The sequence below is a fragment of the Acidisoma sp. C75 genome (assembly GCF_054665095.1).
Genome location: NZ_BAAFHD010000001.1, coordinates 463,051 through 477,621, shown reverse-complemented (window position 1 = coordinate 477,621; position 14,571 = coordinate 463,051). Strand labels below are relative to the sequence as shown.

General features: G+C 70.1%; 18 protein-coding genes. 2 read left to right on the top strand and 16 right to left on the bottom strand.

Features of this window, described 5'->3' with window-relative positions; translation table 11 throughout:
• The first annotated feature begins 19 nt into the window (after positions 1-19).
• Positions 20-493, top strand: a complete 474-nt coding sequence (locus ACYQ7X_RS02165) for a peroxiredoxin (protein WP_459695174.1) — start codon at positions 20-22, stop codon at positions 491-493.
• A 45-nt stretch (positions 494-538) separates the two neighbouring features.
• Here the strand turns inward: ACYQ7X_RS02165 and ACYQ7X_RS02160 are convergent, their stop codons facing one another.
• The 11 genes from ACYQ7X_RS02160 to ACYQ7X_RS02110 form a co-directional block, all read right to left on the bottom strand.
• Complete coding sequence (locus ACYQ7X_RS02160) at positions 539-1,528, bottom strand: NAD(P)/FAD-dependent oxidoreductase (RefSeq protein WP_459695173.1); 990 nt, start codon at positions 1,526-1,528, stop codon at positions 539-541.
• Positions 1,525-1,902: a thiol-disulfide oxidoreductase DCC family protein gene (locus ACYQ7X_RS02155; protein WP_459695172.1), complete on the bottom strand. Its 378-nt coding sequence runs from the start codon at positions 1,900-1,902 to the stop codon at positions 1,525-1,527. The genes ACYQ7X_RS02160 and ACYQ7X_RS02155 overlap by 4 nt, the downstream gene beginning before the upstream one ends.
• Positions 1,903-1,904: 2 nt before the next feature.
• Entirely contained in the window at positions 1,905-2,534 is a 630-nt protein-coding gene (locus ACYQ7X_RS02150) for a demethoxyubiquinone hydroxylase family protein (RefSeq protein WP_459695171.1), read from the bottom strand.
• On the bottom strand, positions 2,527-3,732 hold the full coding sequence (locus ACYQ7X_RS02145) for an FAD-binding domain-containing protein (protein WP_459695170.1): 1,206 nt from the start codon (positions 3,730-3,732) through the stop codon (positions 2,527-2,529). The genes ACYQ7X_RS02150 and ACYQ7X_RS02145 overlap by 8 nt, the downstream gene beginning before the upstream one ends.
• A 172-nt stretch (positions 3,733-3,904) precedes the next feature.
• The gene (locus tag ACYQ7X_RS02140) at positions 3,905-5,521 is read right to left on the bottom strand and encodes an inorganic phosphate transporter (protein WP_459695169.1); all 1,617 of its coding nucleotides are present in this window, start codon (positions 5,519-5,521) and stop codon (positions 3,905-3,907) included.
• Between the two features lie 300 nt (positions 5,522-5,821).
• Positions 5,822-6,421: a MerR family transcriptional regulator gene (locus ACYQ7X_RS02135; RefSeq protein ID WP_459695168.1), complete on the bottom strand. Its 600-nt coding sequence runs from the start codon at positions 6,419-6,421 to the stop codon at positions 5,822-5,824.
• Positions 6,418-6,732, bottom strand: coding sequence for an integration host factor subunit alpha (locus ACYQ7X_RS02130; RefSeq protein WP_459695167.1), 315 nt, complete (start codon positions 6,730-6,732; stop codon positions 6,418-6,420). The genes ACYQ7X_RS02135 and ACYQ7X_RS02130 overlap by 4 nt, the downstream gene beginning before the upstream one ends.
• Before the next feature lie 103 nt (positions 6,733-6,835).
• On the bottom strand, positions 6,836-7,873 hold the full coding sequence (locus ACYQ7X_RS02125; protein ID WP_459695166.1) for a beta-ketoacyl-ACP synthase III: 1,038 nt from the start codon (positions 7,871-7,873) through the stop codon (positions 6,836-6,838).
• A gap of 6 nt (positions 7,874-7,879) precedes the next feature.
• Positions 7,880-8,998, bottom strand: a complete 1,119-nt coding sequence (plsX, locus tag ACYQ7X_RS02120) for a phosphate acyltransferase PlsX (protein ID WP_459695165.1) — start codon at positions 8,996-8,998, stop codon at positions 7,880-7,882.
• 18 nt (positions 8,999-9,016) lie between these two features.
• The gene (gene rpmF / locus ACYQ7X_RS02115; protein ID WP_459695164.1) at positions 9,017-9,220 is read right to left on the bottom strand and encodes a 50S ribosomal protein L32; all 204 of its coding nucleotides are present in this window, start codon (positions 9,218-9,220) and stop codon (positions 9,017-9,019) included.
• A 208-nt stretch (positions 9,221-9,428) separates the two neighbouring features.
• Positions 9,429-9,938: a YceD family protein gene (locus ACYQ7X_RS02110; RefSeq protein ID WP_459695163.1), complete on the bottom strand. Its 510-nt coding sequence runs from the start codon at positions 9,936-9,938 to the stop codon at positions 9,429-9,431.
• 242 nt (positions 9,939-10,180) lie between these two features.
• Between ACYQ7X_RS02110 and ACYQ7X_RS02105 the strand changes: the two genes are divergently transcribed.
• Positions 10,181-10,699 carry an outer membrane protein assembly factor BamE gene (locus tag ACYQ7X_RS02105; protein WP_459695162.1) on the top strand — a complete coding sequence of 173 codons (519 nt, stop codon included), beginning with the start codon at positions 10,181-10,183 and terminating at the stop codon, positions 10,697-10,699.
• A gap of 69 nt (positions 10,700-10,768) precedes the next feature.
• Here ACYQ7X_RS02105 and thiL read toward each other — a convergent pair whose 3' ends face one another.
• From thiL to ACYQ7X_RS02080, 5 genes are read right to left on the bottom strand one after another with little or no spacing between them, the layout of a single operon-like run.
• Positions 10,769-11,764 (bottom strand): thiamine-phosphate kinase, encoded by a 996-nt coding sequence (gene thiL / locus ACYQ7X_RS02100; protein WP_459695161.1) that lies wholly within the window; start codon positions 11,762-11,764, stop codon positions 10,769-10,771.
• A gap of 6 nt (positions 11,765-11,770) precedes the next feature.
• On the bottom strand, positions 11,771-12,316 hold the full coding sequence (gene nusB / locus ACYQ7X_RS02095) for a transcription antitermination factor NusB (RefSeq protein ID WP_459695160.1): 546 nt from the start codon (positions 12,314-12,316) through the stop codon (positions 11,771-11,773).
• Positions 12,316-12,795: a 6,7-dimethyl-8-ribityllumazine synthase gene (gene ribH / locus ACYQ7X_RS02090; RefSeq protein WP_459695159.1), complete on the bottom strand. Its 480-nt coding sequence runs from the start codon at positions 12,793-12,795 to the stop codon at positions 12,316-12,318. Before ribH ends, nusB begins: the two co-directional genes overlap by 1 nt.
• Positions 12,792-13,943, bottom strand: coding sequence for a 3,4-dihydroxy-2-butanone-4-phosphate synthase (gene ribB / locus ACYQ7X_RS02085; RefSeq protein WP_459695210.1), 1,152 nt, complete (start codon positions 13,941-13,943; stop codon positions 12,792-12,794). The genes ribH and ribB overlap by 4 nt, the downstream gene beginning before the upstream one ends.
• A gap of 2 nt (positions 13,944-13,945) precedes the next feature.
• Positions 13,946-14,563 carry a riboflavin synthase gene (locus ACYQ7X_RS02080; protein ID WP_459695158.1) on the bottom strand — a complete coding sequence of 206 codons (618 nt, stop codon included), beginning with the start codon at positions 14,561-14,563 and terminating at the stop codon, positions 13,946-13,948.
• Positions 14,564-14,571: the final 8 nt, after the last annotated feature.

The window sequence follows — 14,571 nt, the reverse complement described above, 5'->3', positions numbered from 1 at the left end:
GGACGAGAAGGAGAGTTCCATGAGCCTGACCGAAGGCGATGCCGCCCCGGATTTCACCCTGCCCGCAACCGGCGGCCGCACGCTGCGCCGCGCCGATTACGCCGGGCGGCCCTTCGTGCTGTATTTCTACCCGAAGGCCGATACCTCGGGCTGCACCAAGGAAGCCTGCGCCTTCCAGGAAGCCCTGCCACAGCTCGGCGGCCTCGGCCTCGATGTCATCGGCGTTTCGCGCGATCCGATGAAGGCGCTCGAGAAATTCGCCGCCAAATACAGCCTCACCTTCCCCCTCGCCTCCGACGAAGAGGGCAGCGTGACGGAAGCCTACGGCGTCTGGGTGGAGAAAAGCATGTACGGCAAGAAGTATATGGGCATCGAACGCGCGACCTTCCTGATCGGCGCCGATGGGCGCATCGCCCGCGCCTGGCGCAAGGTCTCCGTGCCCGGCCATGCGGCGGAGGTGCTGAAGGCCGCGCAGGCCCTCGGCAAGGCCTGATCCCGGCTCTCCAGGCTCGGCTGCCCGGGCGATGGCGCGCGGCGCTCACGCGGCGGCGGCGATCGCCTCGGCGGTTTCAAGCCCGGAGAGAAAGGCCGCCTCCACCCGGCCGTGGCGCGTCCAATCCCCGCAGAGGGCGAGGCCGCGCGGCGCATCGATCAGCAGCGCAGGCTCGGCCTGGGATGGGCAATTGGCATAGCGCCAGCGGTGCAGATCCTGGTGGACCGGCCGCGGCAGCCGGCCCAGGATCGCCGTCAGCGCCTGCATCATCGCCGCCTGCACCATCTCTGGCGCATCCTCCATATGCGCATCCGCCCAATCGTTGCGGGTGAGCGCCAGCAGGCCAGGCCCGCCCTCATGGCCGGGGCGGGCCTTGCTCATGGAAAGCCAGCTCAAGACCCCGCCCTTGATCAGCGCCGCATCGAAACCGGCATCGGGCAGCGCCTCGAAGCCGAGCATGAGGGCGAAGCAGCCCTGCATCTGTGCCGCGGCCGCCCGCGCCTGAAGCGGGCTCTCGGGCGGCAGCAGGGCCGCTGCCTGCGGCGCCGGCAGGGCGAGGAGCACCCGGTCGAAGGGGCCGAAGGCAGCGCCATCCTCCGCCATCAGGCGCCAACTGCCATCAGCCTCCCGGCGGAGTGCGGTGATGCGGGTGGCGCGGTGGAGCGTGAGCCCCTCGGCCCAGGCGGCGGCCAGGGCCGTCATGCGCCCGATGCCGACGAAATGCGCCGGGCTCTCCCCCCATTCCCGCCAGTGGGAGACGGTGCCGCGCTCGATCTCGGCGAAGCGGCAATGCCAGGGCCGGATCGCCCCGGCCGCCGTCAGCCGCGCCGTTTCGGCGAGGAAGCGCGGATCGCGCGCGGTGAAGAACTGGGCGCCGAAATCGAAGGCGAAGCCGGCCCGGCGACGGTTGGCGAGCCGCCCGCCCGGGCTGCGCCCCTTGTCGAACAGGGTGACGCGATGGGCGCCAGCGAGGTGGCGGGCGGCAGCGAGGCCAGAGACGCCGGCGCCGATGATCGCGATGCGGAGGCCGCTCATGAGCACGCATCCCGCGCGCATGCGCGCGGTTTCCGCCAAAGCGGGCGGAGGCGCAGGAAGACCCGGTAGCCGCCTTCGGCCAGCCAGAGCAGCGGCGGCTGGCCGATGAGCCGCCCGGCGAGGGCAAAACCCGGCAGGGCGCGCCAGATCGCCGCGAAGCCAGCGGCACCGCTCACCATCCGGCCATCGGCACGGCGCACGTGCAGGCGGGCGAGCGCGGCTTCCCGCGTCAGCCCCGCGGGCAGTCCGCTCCCCGCGCTTGCCGCAACATCGGTCCAGACGATGCGCGCCCCCGCATCCCGCCGCTGGTAGAAGGCGATCTCCCGCCGGCAGAGCGGGCAGCCGCCGTCATAAAACACTTCGACGCGCGCCACGCTCAAACCCTCCGCGCCGCGGCAACCGCGAGCGCGCTGCCGCGCCCGACGGCGCGGGCCCAGGCGCCGAGCATCAGCCGCGCGAGCGCCGGGCCGGCCGGCCCGCTGCCGAAAGGCCCCGAGCCCGGAGGCGCGAGGCCGGCGGCACGCGCCTCGTCTCGATGCTCGACCTCGTCAGCCTGGCATTCCCGCAGCAGATCGAGCAGCGGCCGCGCCTCAGCCTCCGGCGCCAGCCGGCGGATCTGCGCCTCGTAATGGTGATCGACGAAGGTTTCGACGGCATCGATCGTCGCATAGACGGCGCGGCGGCCAGCGAGGGCGGGCAGCGCCCCGGTGAGGAAGCCGGCGATCCGCCACAGCGGCAGCAGGCGGCTGTACGCCCGCCGCGGCAGGAGCGCGCCGAGTTCGGCCAGATGGCGGGCCTCCGTCGTCAGATGGGCCGCGGCGAAGCGGCGCAGCGCAGGATCCCGGCTCATCGCCAGGATACCGCGATAGATCATCACCGCACCGGTCTCCCCGGCATGGTCGGACCGCAGATCCCCGACCAGCCCCGGCAGACGGGGGGCGAGCCGCGCGAAGGCCTCGGCGCGGGCAGCGCGATCGGCGGCGAGCGTGGCAGTGGCGTTACCCATGGCTCTGGCAGAACTCCCCGATGAGGTCTGGAATACGATCGCGAAACTGGAAGAAGCCGCGCTGCGCGGCGGGCCAGGTCGTGCTGTCCCAGGCGCGGCGGAGGCGGATGAGCGGGATGCCCTGGGCCGCGAGCGCCTGCTCGATCGGCACGAGCTGGTCGGCCACCCAGCCGACCGGCGCCCAGGGCGTGACGAGGGCGGACAGCCTCGCCTTGGCGGCCCAGGCCGCGATGGCGGCGGGCGCAAGCAGCTCGGCCGGGCGGCCATGCCGCGCGGCGGCACGCGCCAGCCCGTCGGCCACCGCCGCGCGGGTCCAGCACCGCACCCGTTCATCGACCCCGAAAGGAGAGCGCGCCTCGGGCACCGCGAAGCCCGCGATAGCGCGCGGGGTGCGGCCGCCGAGATCGAGGCTTTCGATCGCGAGGTCATGCTCGTGCAGCAGCAGGCCAAAGGCGCGCCCCGCCCAAGGCTCCGCGCCGTGGCCGGCCGCCTCGGGCAGCAGGCCAGGCGGCGGGTTCGGCTCCAGGATCGGTGGATGCGTCTCGTGCAGCAGGCCGCGTGGATCGAAGCGGCCGCCGGTATAGCGGGCGATATTCTCGGCCCGGGCGAGGTAGTGCTTGCCCGGCGTCTGGCTGCCGACCACCCAGCGCCAGGAGAGTGTGTTGGAGGCGGCATCGCCATCCAGCAGGTGGCGGAGAAAAAGATCGGCCCCCAGCACCCAGGGCAGGCCGAGCGTGAAGCACCAGATGCTGGCGAACCACATCCGCGCATGGTTGTGCAGCCAGCCGGTTTCGCAGAGGGCACGCATCCAGGCGTCGAAACACGCGATACCGGTGCGGGCTTCGAGCGCCGGGCGGAGCCGCCCGGTTACTTCCGCATCCCGCTGCGCCGCGGCAAGCCGGGCGCGATAGGCGGGCCAGAGCCCCGGGCGCAGCTCCAGCCAGCCCTTCCAATAGCTCCGCCAGCAGACTTCCTGGATGAATTTCTCCGCTTCCGCCGCGCGATGGCGGGTCAGCACAGCAGCGATCACCTCTGGCTCGGTCAGCAGCCGGTGGCTGAGATAGGGCGACAGCGCGGAAACGGCAGGGGCGCCGCCCGGCCCGGGATCGAAATTCCGCCATTCGGCATAGGCGCGCCCGGCCCGCGGCAGAAAGACCGCAAGCTGGGCAAGGCCCGCCGCGCGGCTCGGCTCCGGCATCGCGGCGGCCGCTGCTGGCGAAGGGGGTGAACTCGGCTGCATGCGGCTTTTACGGCCGAGCGGCCACGGAGGATCCGCCCCCACCCATGCAATTTACGCGGACCGCGCAGAACGGCGGGAGGAGGTGCCGCGTCCTGCCCCCTTCAGCCGCCTCTTCGGCCGCGCGGCAGGATCAGAACAGGGTGCGGAAGAGGTAGAAGAGGCCAGCCGAGAGGCTGATCGCCACCGGCAGGGTCAAAACCCAGGCGGAGGCGAGCTTGATCACCGTGCTGCGCTGCAAGCCCGACCCGTTGGCGACCATGGTGCCCGCCACGCCGCTCGACAGGATATGCGTGGTCGAGACCGGCAGGCCCCAGTGCTCGGCCATCATGATCGCGCCGGCCGCCACAACCTCCGAGGCGGCACCCTGGGCATAGGTCAGATGCGTCTTGCCGATCTTCTCGCCCACCGTTCTGACGATGCGCTGCCACCCCACCATGGTGCCGAGGCCGAGCGCGAGCGCGACCGAGACCTTCACCCAGGTCGGGATGAAGCGCGTGCCGCTCTGCAACTGCTTCTGATAGGCCTTGAGCGTCCTCACATCCCCGGGCGCAAGGCCGGCCGGTGCCTTGACAAGCCCGGAGACGGCGGCATCCACGAGATACATATCGTTGCGGATATTGGCCGATTTGGCGGCCGGCACGCGCGAGAGGGCGCCGTTGACTTCGACTTCGCGGGTGATCGCGCCGCTCAGGCTCAGCAATGCCGCGAAGCTTTGCGGGCTCTGCAGCGCCTTACGGTTGATCGCCTCGGCGAGGGTGGAGCGCGCCGCCGCGCCGCCCATCGCCGAGGCGCCGGCCCCGGCGGCCGCGGCAAAAACCGCGCTCGCCCGCTGGCTCACGGCGATGAAGACCGGCGCCTCACTATCGGGCACCGTGCGGTTGAGGGCATAGGCGGTGGGCACCACGCCGATCAGGATCAGCATGATGAGCCCCATGCCCTTCTGGCCATCATTCCCGCCATGCGCGAAGGAGACGCCGGTGCAGGTGAGGATGAGGATCGCGCGGATCCAGAGCGGCGGCGGGCGGCGGCCCTCCGGCGCGGTGTAGAGCGCCTTGCTGCGGATCACGCGCTTCATGAGCAGGAGCAGGAGGGCGGCGGCCGCGAAGCCGGCCAGCGGGCTGAACAGCAGCCCTTTGAGCACGCCGATCGCTGCCCCCCATTGCACCCCCGCGGTCGGGTGCCCGGCCGGCGCCATGAGCTGATTGGCCAGCCCCACGCCGATCACCGAGCCGATCAGCGCATGCGAGGAGGAATTCGGGATGCCGAACCACCAGGTGGCGAGGTTCCAGCCGATCGCCGACAGCAGCAGCGCGAAGATCATCGCGAAGCCCGCCGAACTGCCGACATTGAGGACGAGATCGTTCGGCAGCAGCGCGAGGATGCTGTAGGCGACGGCCCCGGAAGAGGCCATGACGCCGAGGAAGTTCCACAGGCCGGACCAGATCACCGCCGTCATCGGCGGCAGGCTGTTGGTGTAGATCACCGTCGCCACCGCATTGGCGGTATCATGAAAGCCGTTCACGAACTCGAAGCCCAGCGCGATGAGCAGCGCGATGCCGAGCAGCAGGAAGGCGCCGATCGCCAGCGGCGATTGCCCGGTGGTGCTGATGTCGCGGAGCAGGCTGACAGCAGCATAGCCGAGGCCGGCGAGCAGCAGCAGGGCGAAGAGAGCCGCCGGCAGGAAGCGGCGCCCCGCTTTCGCTGCGATGCCGCCGAGCGGCGAAGGGGACGCCTCGTAGCCGGACATGACGGAACCTATGATTTTTCCGGTCGCATAGCCCGCGCCCTCGCCGGCGTCGAGGTCGATTTGATGAAAAAACAATCCGGCGCAGGGCTTTCTGGCAGCCCCGCGCGAGAGGGAGTCACCCGAACAGAAGGCCCTCACGCCCGCGCGGGAACGAGCCGATCTCGTTGCATTTTCGAAAACTGCCAACCGATCCGCAGATGAGACATCCGCCGGCAGCCGAACTGGCGGCGGGCGAGCGGGCGGCAAAACCCGAATGGCAGGAAGCCGCTTCCGACAGACTCCAGGCGAAGCTGCGGCTTTTTAGGAGATGCTGTGGCGCAGGGCTTCCAACTCGTCGAGCAGATCACGCATCACCCGCTTGATCCGCGCGAGTTCCTGTTCCGCCGCGGTCTCCGAGGCAGGCGCGGCAAGGCCCGCGGCAGCGGCGGCCACGGCGCCGGGGCGGGGAATGAAGCGGAGCGGCAGGCGCTGCTCCGGCAGGTCCGGCATCGGCGCGGGTGGCGCGTGCGCTGCCAGCAGTTCCGCTGCCTCCTGCTCGCCCTCTCCATCCTGATCATCCTGCCGGGGGGGCGGAATATCGTCGGCCAGCCTGCCGCCGCCCTCGCGCAACAGGCGCTGCACGCCCTTGATGGTATAGCCCTGGGTGTAGAGGAGATGGGCGATGCGGCGCAGCAGCGCCACGTCATCGGGCCGATAGTAACGGCGCCCACCGCCGCGCTTGAGCGGCCGCACCTGGGTGAATTTTGTTTCCCAGAAGCGCAGAACATGCTGCGGGATGTGAAGATCATCCGCCACTTCGCTGATCGTGCGGAAGGCGGTGGGCGCTTTCTTGAGGCGGGCGCGGACGGACTCTTCCTCCTCCGCGCCAGGCGCCGGCTGCGCGAGGGGAACGGCGGTCATGCCTCTTCACCCTCTTCATCCACCAATTCGCCATTAACCGCACCCTTCAGCACCTGGCTCGGGCGGAAGACCAGCACGCGGCGCGGCATAATCGGCACCTCGACCCCGGTTTTCGGATTGCGCCCGATGCGGCGGCCCTTCTGGCGCACCGAAAAAGTGCCGAAGCCACTGATCTTGACGGATTCGCCCGCTTCCAGCGCGGCGGAAATGCGCTCCAGAACCGCTTCCAGAAGATCAGCGGATTCGTTCCGCGACAGGCCTACCTGTGCGTAGATCGTCTCCGCCAGTTGCGCGCGCGTCACTGTGCTCATGGCCAGACGGTAGCATCGTCAGCCATCCTGTCAACAAATCCTTCACCTTCAAGGCTTTGGCCCCGAGGTTTGTGCGGCCAGGCGAGGCCGCCTCAGGGGGTGGTCAGACGCGCAGCAGCGCCGATCCCCAGACCAGCCCGCCGCCCAGCGCTTCCATCAGCACCAGATCCCCCCGCCGGATGCGGCCGGCCGCCATCGCCTCAGCGAGCGCGAGGGGGATGGAGGCGGCCGAGGTATTGGCATGGCGATCGACGGTGATCACCACCCGCTCAGGCGCCAATCCCAGCTTGCGGCCCATGCCTTCGATGATCCGGATATTGGCCTGGTGCGGCACCAGCCAATCCACCGCTTCGCGGCTCAGCCCATTGGCGGCGAGCGCTTCGTCCACGCTTTCGGCGAGGCGTTGGACGGCATGGCGAAACACCTCCCGCCCGTTCATCCGGAGCTTGCCCGGCAGGGGCAGCCCGGCGCTATCGGTGACGCCGACCGCGCCATCGACGAAGAGGATATCGCCGAGCGAGCCTTGGGCGTGCAGATGGGTGGAGAGCAGGCCGCGCGTGGCCCCAGGCCCTGCCGCCGACCCGACACTTCCATCCGCATCCCGATCCGCGGGCGCCTGCGGCTCGGCGCGGAGGAAAACCGCACCCGCGCCATCGCCGAAGAGCACGCAGGTGCCGCGGTCCTGGTAATCGAGGATGCGGGAAAACACCTCCGAGCCGATGACGAGCGCGCCGCGTGCGCGCCCGGCGCGGATCATCTCATCGGCGATCGACAGGGCATAGACGAAACCGGCGCAGGCCGCCGAGACATCGAAGCCGAAGCCGCCTTCGATGCCGAGCAGCGCCTGCACCCGAACGGCGACCGAGGGGAAGGCCTGATCGGGCGTGCTGGTGCCGACGATGATGAGATCCACATCCCGCGCGCTCGCCCCGGCCATGGCGAGCGCCTGGCGGGCGGCGGCGGCGGCCATCACCGTCGTCGTCTCCTCCGGGCCCGCGCGGTGGCGCTGATGGATGCCGGTGCGCTCCCGGATCCAGGCATCGGAGGTGTCGATGCTCGCGGCCATCTCGTCATTGCTGACGACGCGGCCGGGCAGATACCCCCCCGCCCCTTCGAGAACCGCGCGAAACTTGCCAGACATGCTGCCCTATCCCGCTTCCGCGAGCGGCGCGGCCAGGCCCTGGTCGGCGCTCTCCTCCGGCTCCTCGGCCAACTGCTTGGCCTTTTCCAGCTTCGCGAGACCGTCCGCGATGCCGGCGAGGAAGCCCTGCTCCACCATGTTCATCGCGACATCCACGGCATGGGCGAAGCCCAGCGCATCAGAGCCGCCATGGGATTTGACGACGACGCCGTTGAGCCCGACGAGCACGGCGCCGTTATAGCGCCGCGGATCGAGCCATTCGCGCAGGCGATCGAGCCCCGGGCGGGCGAGCAGATAGGCGATCTTGCTGAGCAGGCTGCTGGTAAAGACCTGGCGCAGCAACCCGCCCATGAGCCTCAGCGCGCCTTCGCCGGTCTTCAGCGCGACATTGCCGGTAAAGCCATCAGTCGCGATCACGTCCACGGTGCCGGCGGCGATGTCATGCCCCTCGACGAAGCCCGCGAACCGCTCCGCGATATGGCTCGCGCGCAGCATGTCGGCCGCACGGCGGAGCCGCTCGTCCCCCTTGAGTTCCTCGGAGCCGACATTGAGCAGCCCGATCGTCGGCTCCGGGATGCCGAGCACGGTGCGGGCGAACATCTCCCCCATCACCGCGAATTCGACGAGGTTGCGCGCATCGCAGGAGACATTGGCGCCGAGATCGAGCATCACCACGTCGCTGCGCGCGGATGGCACGACAGCCGCCATCGCCGGCCGGTCGATCCCCGGCAGGGTCTTGATGACGATCTTGGCGAGTGCAAGCAGCGCCCCGGAATTGCCGGCCGAGACGACACCGCTCGCCTCGCCCCGCGCCACCGCGTCGATCGCGAGGCGCATCGAGGATTTCTGCAGGCGGAGCGCGACCGTCGGCTTCATATCGCCAGTGATCGCATCGGCGGCATGGAGGATCTTGCAGGCGGCGCGGGCCTTGGGATGCGCATCGAGCAGGGGCGCGAGGCGCGCCTCGTCACCCACCAGCAGGAAGCGCCCCGCAGGGTGCCGCTCAGCCGCGAGCGCGAGGCCCTTGACCACCATGTCCGGGGCATCATCCCCGCCCATGGCGTCGATCGCTAGATCGAAGGTCTCGCGTTCAGCGGCAAGGCTCTGCTCTGCGGCACCGGACATGAAACGGGCCGGAGCCGATCAGGCGCGGACGGCGACCTTAAGCGCCTTGCCAGCGCCCACGACCTCACGGCCGTCATAATGGCCGCAATGGCTGCACACATGGTGCGGGCGCTTCAGCTCGCCGCAATTGCCGCATTCGGCGAAGCTCGGCGCGCTCAGCGCATGATGGGCGCGGCGCATCCCACGGCGGGACGGCGAAGTCTTCTTCTTGGGAACGGCCATGGCCGGAACCCCTTTCGTGCTGCGTTAGAGGGCCTGCGGGCAGCATGCCCCGGCCACTGAATTGTTGGCGTGGCGGCGGGCAATACCAGAGCGGTTTCCGAACGGCAAGCGCAGCGGGCGCAGGGCCGTGCCCGGGCAGGGGCGGCGCTCGTCATGCAGGCGCCGCGCGGCGCCGCCCCCTTTCGGGAGCGCCGCGGCGCTCGGCCGCTCAGCGCGCCTGCCGCCGGGCTTGCAGGGCGGCGAAAGGATTGCCGGCATCTTCCACCGAATCGTTGAATTCGACGCCGGGCTTGCGCGGATAGGGCGCAAGGGAGAGCGCATATTCCTCGACCGCCGCCTCCCCCAGATCAAGCGCGCCCTGGGCATACTCCACGGTATCCGGCCCCTCGTCATAGTCGATTGGCGCATCGAGCATATCTGCCTCACCCTCGGCTTGCGGCACGAAGCGAATCGTGAAGGGGAGATCGGTCGGCTCGTCGAACTCCTCGAGCGAGACGACGCAGCTGCGTACGGCGACGGCACGGATGCGCCCCTCGGCAAGAAAGGCATCGCCGCGCTGGCGGGTGAGCCGGAAGGTGGCGGCGAAGCTGTGCAGCGCCGGCAGGCCGAGCCGCGCGGCGATCGCGGCACATTCCTCCGCGCTCGCCTCGATGCTGCGGCTGATCTCGTTGGCGCCGATCTGGGCGGCGAGCAGGGTGCGGGAGAATTCGGGCGTCATCGCGGCCTTCCTCGAAACCTGGCGGCACCCGCGCAGAGGGTGGGCAGGCTGCCGCTTGGGGAAAACACCATAGGTCTTGTGCCGGCGAGTTGACAGCGGGCGATGAGCATGAGACCCACCGCGCTTGCGCCGGGCTTGCGAGAGGCTGCGCCCATCGGGGCCCGGCCGCGAATGCCGGGCGGCCCCGGCTTCCGGCGACCGAGGCTTTTGGGGGCGAAAGCGAGACGAAGGGAATGCGCTGCTTGTCCGAACCATCATCGCCGAAGGCTCCGCGCGGGTTCCGCCACAAGGCGGCGGTCGCCTGTCTCGCGCTCAGCCTTCCGCTCGGCGCGTGCAGCTTCTTCCAGGCCCAATCCACGACGCGGGGCGATCCGGTCGATAGCTACGCGCTGAAGCAGCTGGTGCCGGGCACGACGACGGAAGCCGATGCCGCCGCCCTGCTCGGCTCGCCCACCGCGCGCGAAACCTTCGACGACAATGCCTGGGTCTATATCAGCCAGATCACCCGCCCGCAGGTGGGCCGCCTGCCGGCGGTGCTGCAGCAGCGCGTCGTCGTGCTCGATTTCAACCAGGGCGGCGTGCTGCAGCGGATCAAAGTCTATAACAAGGGCGATGCGAAGCCGGTGGCGATGGCGCCAGGCGCCACCAAATCCCCGGGCTCTTCGGCCTCCGTCCTGCAGCAGCTGTTCGGCAATATCGGGCGCTTCACCGGGGGCGCCACTAACAGCCAGTCGCTCGGCGGCGGCGCGCCCGGCGGCTAAGCCCGGCTTCATGCCGGGCATGGGCATGACGAATGGGGCGAACGGGTTCGGTACGAGCCCGACAGGGCCCTAGAAATGGCTCCAGCCGTGCCGGCCGATCGGCAGCGGCCGGCCTTCTCCATCGAGCACCCGCACCCCCTCCTGCCCTGGCACGAAGCGGCCGATCTGCGTCAGCGCCACGCCCCGCGCGGCGCTGAGCGCGGCAAGCCCGCGGCCCTGGCCGGGCGGCACCGCCAGGAGCAGCTCGTAATCATCGCCGCCGCCGAGCCGCTCGGGCAGCCAGGCGGGGCCGGCGGCACGCGCCGCGGGCGAGGCCGGCACCGCTTCCGCCCATACCTCGGCCCCGCAGCCAGCCAGCCGGCAGAGATGGCCGAGATCCTGCAAAAGCCCGTCCGACACGTCGATCGCCGCCGAAACCCTGCCTGCGAGCGGCAGGCCGAGACGCGGGCTCGGCACGCAATAGCGCGCCCGCAGATAGCCGCTCGGATCGGCGAGCTTGCCGAGCGAGACGGCGAGGCCGAGCGCGCCATCGCCGATCGTGCCCGTGACCCAGACCTCATCCCCCGCCCGGGCGCCGCGCCGCCGCACCGCCTGGCCGGGGGCGACATGGCCGATGATGGTGAGCGAAAGCGTCACCGGGCCCGGCGTGCTGGTGGTATCGCCGCCGAGCAGCGAGAGGCCGAACTCCGCCTGATCGGCGGCGAGGCCGGCGGCGAAGCGGGCGAACCAGGCATCGGGCGTGGCGGACGGCGCCGAGACGGTGAGCAGATAGCCGAGCGGATCGGCCCCCATGGCCGCGAGATCGGAGAGATTGACGCGCAGGAGCTTCCGCCCCACCCCATCCGGCGGATCATCCGGCAGGTAGTGGACGCCTTCCACCATGGTATCGGCCGCCATCACCAGCGCCCGGCCCGGCGGCGGCATCATCACCGCCGCATCATCCTCGAGGGCAAGGGCGTCCGCGCCCGCCAGCGGCCGGAAGTGGCGGCCGATGAGATCGAATTCGGACGGCAAGCTGGCCCCACCCGCAGTGCCGGCAGGCGTGCCGGGCGGCGCGCTCGGCATCGCCGCTCAGCCCGCCAGGGCTGCCGCCCCGCCCGAGAAATCCCCGGGCTTCACGCGCCGCCCGAGCACATCCAAAAGCCCGTTGACGAGGCGCGGCTCATCCCCGCTGAAAAACCCGTGCGCGACATCGAGATATTCGTTGATGATGACGCGCCCGGGCGCGCCATCCGGCATGGAAAGCTCGGCCACCGCCGCGCGCAACAGGGCGCGCAGCACCGGGTCCAGCCGCTCGAAGGGCCAATCCGCCGGCAGGCTTTCCGCGATCAGCGGATCGAGGCGCTCCTGCTCGCGCACCGCCTGGCGGACGATGCTCGCGAAGAGCGGCGCATTCACCTCCGGCACCCGGCCCTCGTCGAAGCCTTCCGCCTCGGCGCCATCGCCCGGCCCTAGCCGGTGGCGGGTGAACTGCTCGATGATCGTCTCCGCCCCCTCCTCCGCCTGCTCGCTCTGGAACAGCGCCTGGACGGCGGCGACACGCGCGCCGGTGCGCGGCCGGCCCTGCGGCCTCGCGGGGGATTTGGCCGGGCTTGCCGGGCTCTGCTCGTTCGTCATCAGATGCGCCTCAGATGGCGTTGCAGGGCGACTTGCTTGAGCATGGCGATCGCCGCCTCCGCGCCCTTGTTATGCTCCGCGCCGGAGCGGGCGACCGCCTGCTCCAACGTATCGACGGTAAGAAGCGCGGTGCCGAGGCAGAGCCGGTGATCGAGCGCCACCCTCATGATACCGTCCATCGCCGCGCGGCAGATGAAGTCGTAATGATCCGTCTCCCCCTTCACCACGCAGCCGATGACGATAAAGCCATCGAAGGGCGTCTCGGTCGCGGCGGCGATGCAGAGCGCCTGGGGCAATTCGTACGCCCCGGCGACCGTTACCGTCTCATGCTCGGCACCGATCGCATCCAGCACGGCGCGCGCGCCCGCCTCCATCCCCTCGACCACCGCACGGTAATAGGGCGCGGTGATGATCAGCACGGACGGCGGCTCGCCTTCCAGGACAGGAATATCGCCGAGTTCGGCGTCCGCGGTGCTCATAGGCCGGTCTCCGCGCCGGGCGCGCCGCCCGCCGCGGCCTGCTGGTCCTGAAACGGGCGCTGATCGACGATATTGAGGCCGAAGCCTTCCAGCGCCACCAGGCTGCGGGGATGGTTGGTCAGGAGGATCATGTCCCGCACCCCGAGATCGATGAGGATCTGCGCCCCAATGCCGTAATGGCGCAGCTCGTGCTCGGCAGAGCCCGCGGCCTCCCGCGCGCCGAGCTTGCCGGCGATGCTGCCGGGCTGGGTATCGCGCAGCAGCACGATCACCCCGCGCCCCTCGGCGGCGATGGTGCGGCTGGAGGCGGCGAGCGCCTGGCGGCCGGCGCCCAGCAGATCCGTCACCGGATCGACGCTATGGACGCGCACCAGCACCGGCCCCGGGCTGGTCAGGTCGCCCTTGACGAGCGCGACATGCTCGGTCTGGGTCAGCCGGTCCTCGAAGATCTTCACCGCCCAGGCCCCGCCTTCGAGATCGTCGAGCCGGCTCTCGGCAGTGCGGGCGACCAGCTTCTCCGTCCGCCTCCGATACTGGATGAGATCGGCGATGGTGCCGAGCTTGAGGTTATGGCGCTGGGCGAAGGCCACGAGTTCCGGCAGCCGCGCCATGGTGCCGTCCTCGTTCATCACCTCGCAGATGACGCCCGAGGGGTTGAGGCCGGCGAGGCGCGCGATATCGACCGCGGCTTCGGTATGCCCGGCGCGGACCAGGGAGCCGCCATCCCGCGCGGCGAGCGGAAAGATATGGCCGGGGGTCGCGATCTCGTCCCGCGGGTTCTCCGAATTGATGGCGACCGCGACCGTGCGCGCCCGGTCGGCCGCCGAAATGCCGGTGCTGATGCCGTGCCGCGCCTCGATCGAGACGGTGAAGGCCGAGGCATGGCGGGAGCGGTTATGCGCGCTCATCAGCGAGACGCCGAGCTGCTGCACGCGCGCCGTCGTCATCGCGAGGCAGATCAGCCCGCGCGCATGGCGAGCCATGAAGTTGATGGCATCCGCGGTCGCGAACTGGGCTGGGATCACGAGGTCGCCCTCGTTCTCGCGGTCCTCGTCATCGACCAGGATGAACATGCGCCCCGCCCGCGCCTCCTCGATGATCTCGGCAGTGGGCGAAATGTAATCCGCCATGGATTGGCTCTTGATCATCGTCACCGGTCACGCTCCGCAAGCCGGGCGACATAGCGCGCCAGCATGTCGATTTCCAGGTTAACCTTATCCCCCACGGCGAGGCTGCCGAAGGTGGTCTCTTCCGCCGTATGGGGGATGATATTGACGCCGAAGACCCGGCCCGCGACCTCGTTGACGGTCAGCGACACGCCATTGACCGCGATGCTGCCCTTGGGCGCGATGAGATAGGCAAGCTCGGCCGGGGCTTCGAAGGTCCAGCGCGTCGAGCCGTTCTCCGCCGTCTTGGAGAGCACCGTGCCGAGCCCATCGACATGGCCGGAGACGATATGGCCGCCAAGCTCATCGCCCATCTTCAGCGCGCGTTCGAGGTTGAGGCGCGTGCCGGGCCGCCAGAGCCCGAGCGTCGTCTTGGAGAGGGTCTCGGCCGAAACCTCGACCAGGAAGGAGGCCGCATCCTTCTCGATCACGGTCAGGCAGCAGCCCGAGCAGCAGATGGAGGCGCCGAGCACGACGCCCGGCAGCCCCGCCCACTCCGCCTTCCCGGCAGGGACGACGATGCGCAGCCGCATGTCGTGGCCGTCGCCGATCGGCTGCACCTCGGCCACCGTGCCGATCCCGGAAATGATCCCTGTGAACATCGCGATCC

Bases quoted from the DNA above. Each gene is read 5' to 3' on its own strand.
- ACYQ7X_RS02165 (WP_459695174.1), top strand. From the start codon at position 20: ATGAGCCTGACCGAAGGCGATGCCGCCCCGGATTTCACCCTGCCCGCA.
- ACYQ7X_RS02160 (WP_459695173.1), bottom strand. From the start codon at position 1,528: ATGAGCGGCCTCCGCATCGCGATCATCGGCGCCGGCGTCTCTGGCCTC.
- ACYQ7X_RS02150 (WP_459695171.1), bottom strand. From the start codon at position 2,534: ATGGGTAACGCCACTGCCACGCTCGCCGCCGATCGCGCTGCCCGCGCC.
- ACYQ7X_RS02145 (WP_459695170.1), bottom strand. From the start codon at position 3,732: ATGCCGGAGCCGAGCCGCGCGGCGGGCCTTGCCCAGCTTGCGGTCTTT.
- ACYQ7X_RS02140 (WP_459695169.1), bottom strand. From the start codon at position 5,521: ATGTCCGGCTACGAGGCGTCCCCTTCGCCGCTCGGCGGCATCGCAGCG.
- ACYQ7X_RS02135 (WP_459695168.1), bottom strand. From the start codon at position 6,421: ATGACCGCCGTTCCCCTCGCGCAGCCGGCGCCTGGCGCGGAGGAGGAA.
- ACYQ7X_RS02130 (WP_459695167.1), bottom strand. From the start codon at position 6,732: ATGAGCACAGTGACGCGCGCGCAACTGGCGGAGACGATCTACGCACAG.
- ACYQ7X_RS02125 (WP_459695166.1), bottom strand. From the start codon at position 7,873: ATGTCTGGCAAGTTTCGCGCGGTTCTCGAAGGGGCGGGGGGGTATCTG.
- plsX (WP_459695165.1), bottom strand. From the start codon at position 8,998: ATGTCCGGTGCCGCAGAGCAGAGCCTTGCCGCTGAACGCGAGACCTTC.
- rpmF (WP_459695164.1), bottom strand. From the start codon at position 9,220: ATGGCCGTTCCCAAGAAGAAGACTTCGCCGTCCCGCCGTGGGATGCGC.
- ACYQ7X_RS02110 (WP_459695163.1), bottom strand. From the start codon at position 9,938: ATGACGCCCGAATTCTCCCGCACCCTGCTCGCCGCCCAGATCGGCGCC.
- thiL (WP_459695161.1), bottom strand. From the start codon at position 11,764: ATGCCGAGCGCGCCGCCCGGCACGCCTGCCGGCACTGCGGGTGGGGCC.
- nusB (WP_459695160.1), bottom strand. From the start codon at position 12,316: ATGACGAACGAGCAGAGCCCGGCAAGCCCGGCCAAATCCCCCGCGAGG.
- ribH (WP_459695159.1), bottom strand. From the start codon at position 12,795: ATGAGCACCGCGGACGCCGAACTCGGCGATATTCCTGTCCTGGAAGGC.
- ribB (WP_459695210.1), bottom strand. From the start codon at position 13,943: ATGATCAAGAGCCAATCCATGGCGGATTACATTTCGCCCACTGCCGAG.
- ACYQ7X_RS02080 (WP_459695158.1), bottom strand. From the start codon at position 14,563: ATGTTCACAGGGATCATTTCCGGGATCGGCACGGTGGCCGAGGTGCAG.